General features: G+C 32.6%; 2 protein-coding genes. Both read left to right on the top strand.

Translation table 11 applies throughout. The features are described 5' to 3' along the window. On the top strand, positions 1–1,914 hold a 1,914-nt coding region (locus A0J48_RS26255), incomplete at its 5' end, for a glycosyltransferase family protein (protein ID WP_234301183.1). Positions 1,915–2,104: 190 nt separating this feature from the next. Further along, positions 2,105–2,554 (top strand): Uma2 family endonuclease (locus A0J48_RS26250; RefSeq protein WP_200327509.1); only part of this gene is annotated, 450 nt, incomplete at its 3' end.

Raw genomic sequence — 2,554 nt, 5'->3', positions numbered from 1 at the left:
GTATATATATATACTGGAGATAGCCCAGAGAAATTAGTAAATTTATACAATGAATATACTTTAACGATAAATCTACCCACAAATCATGGTGGTTACACTCAAAGGGTATATGAGGCTATGTCTTGTGGCACAGTTCTTTTTCAATATCGTTTAAAAAATGATTCATACCATAGTTTATTATTTAAAGAATATGAACATTACATTCCTTATGAAATTAATAATATACCGGAATTACTAGAAAATTTTAAATATTATTTAAAACATTTACCAGATTTAGAATATATTTCTGAACAAGCTCGACAAGAAGTTTTAGCCAAACATACCATAGAGGCTCGTATTAATCAAATTATTAAATTTGTAACTACAGGTGAAAAAATAGAATATCAACTAATACCCGAACTCAAACAACAAACTAATCTAAATCAACAAAACTCTTATTCTTGGACAACAAAAATAAAAACTTCTCCTAAACCTATTATTATTGTTGATGGTGTATTCTTCCAACTCTATAAAACAGGAATTGCTAGAGTTTGGCAATCTATATTACAGGAGTGGGTTAAAAGTGGTTTTGCCAAACATATTGTTTTATTAGATAGAGCGGGTACTGCTCCAGATATAGCAGGTGTATGGTATAGCACTATTCACCCCTACGATTACAACAACACTGAAACTGATAAACAAATGCTCCAGCAAATTTGCGACGAAGAAGGAGCAGACTTATTTATTTCTTCATACTACACCACTCCAATTACAACACCGTCTGTATTCATGGCTTATGACATGATACCAGAAGCATTAGGAGGTAACTTAGATGAACCAATGTGGCGGGAAAAACATAATGGAATTCAACAAGCATCCGCCTTTATCTCCATATCAGAAAATACAGCCAAGGATTTAAGTAAATTTTTCCCAGATATACCATTAGAATCAATTACAGTTGCTCATTGCGGCGTTGATCCTCTATTTTCCCCTGCTTCTGATAATGAAATTAATTCTTTCAGATATAAATATGGTATCAATAAACCTTATTTTCTATTAATTGGATTGGGAGGACACAAAAATGCAATTCTCTTTTTTCAGGCATTTGCTCAACTAACTAATAAACAGAGTTTTGATATAGTAACCACTGGTGCAGCTACTCAGTTACCTCCCGAATGGCGGCAATATACAGCCGGATGTACCTTTCACGGTTTACAATTAAGTGATGAAGAATTAAGACTAGCTTATGCTGGAGCAGTAGCATTAGTTTATCCCTCTCAGTATGAAGGTTTTGGAATGCCAGTAGCAGAAGCAATGGCTTGTGCTTGTCCTGTAATCACTACTCCTAACTCCTCCCTACCTGAAGTTGGAGGAGAAGCAGTAATCTATGTGAAACATGATGACATTGAGGGTATGGCTAATGCTTTATGTGACGTACAAAAACCCAGTTTAAGACGTAATTTAATTCAAGCAGGATTAGTCCAATCTCAGAAGTTTTCCTGGTCTAAAATGGCTGATATTGTCAGCGAAGTTTTAATTAATCAAACTCTTTTACCTTTTAATCTCCGAGAAATTAATTTCATCATGTTTCCTGATTGGAATCAGTCAGAAGATGATTTATATATGCAATTAGGAGTAGTAATCAAAGCATTAGCTATTAATTCTAATGCTGATAAAACTACATTGCTAATATATTTAAGTAATACTGATCCTGAGAGTGCTGATTTAATCTTATCTAGTATTGCTATGAATTTAATGATGGAAGATGAAATAGATATTACTGAAAGGATGCAAGTTTCTTTGATGGAAGAAATCAGCGAAAAACAATGGCAAAAACTCTTACCACATTTGCATAGTAGAATTGTATTAGAAATAGAAAATAAAGAAGCAATAGTCAAATTTAATGCAGAACAATTACCTACTATAGTCATATAACTAGAAATAATAAGGTCAATGTCACGACTTTGACTCCTTCTAGATCCTTCCATATTCTGTGATACAATCGCTAGTAAATAATCAAATAATTTTTCAGAGATGCGATCACTTCGTTCGGCACAGACTCGCTTCCTTTTTAGCTCCTCACAACAGTCATCGCTTCCATACCTTGTATTTGAGGAATAAAACTATGACAACTACATTAGAAAAAAATATAGAACCAAATAATCATTTAGTTCTCACAGGAATTTCCTGGGAAAAATTTGAGCAAATACAAACCACATTTCAAGGTATTGAAGGCATAAGATTTATCTATTTAGATGGAGATTTAGAAATTATTATGAATTTAGGAAAAGAACATGAATATTATAAAAGAACAATTAGTTTATTGTTAGAAGCATACTTCCGAGAAAAAGGAATCAGATTTTATACTGGAGGTAGTGCCACTTTAGGCAATAAAAATATAACTGGACAAAAAGAACCTGATGAATCTTATACTATTCAAACTAAGAAAGATATTCCCGATTTAATTATTGAGGTAATTTTTACCAGCGGAAGTATAGAAATATTAGAAATATACAAACGAATTGGTATACCTGAAGTTTGGTTTTGGGAAGATGGACTATTAACAATATATACC

The sequence above is a fragment of the Sphaerospermopsis aphanizomenoides BCCUSP55 genome (assembly GCF_001586785.1).
In the GTDB taxonomy this organism is placed as follows: Bacteria; Cyanobacteriota; Cyanobacteriia; order Cyanobacteriales; family Nostocaceae; genus Sphaerospermopsis_A; species Sphaerospermopsis_A aphanizomenoides_A.
The sequence above is the reverse complement of the archived record's forward strand: the minus strand, read 5'-3'. Positions and strand labels throughout refer to the sequence as shown.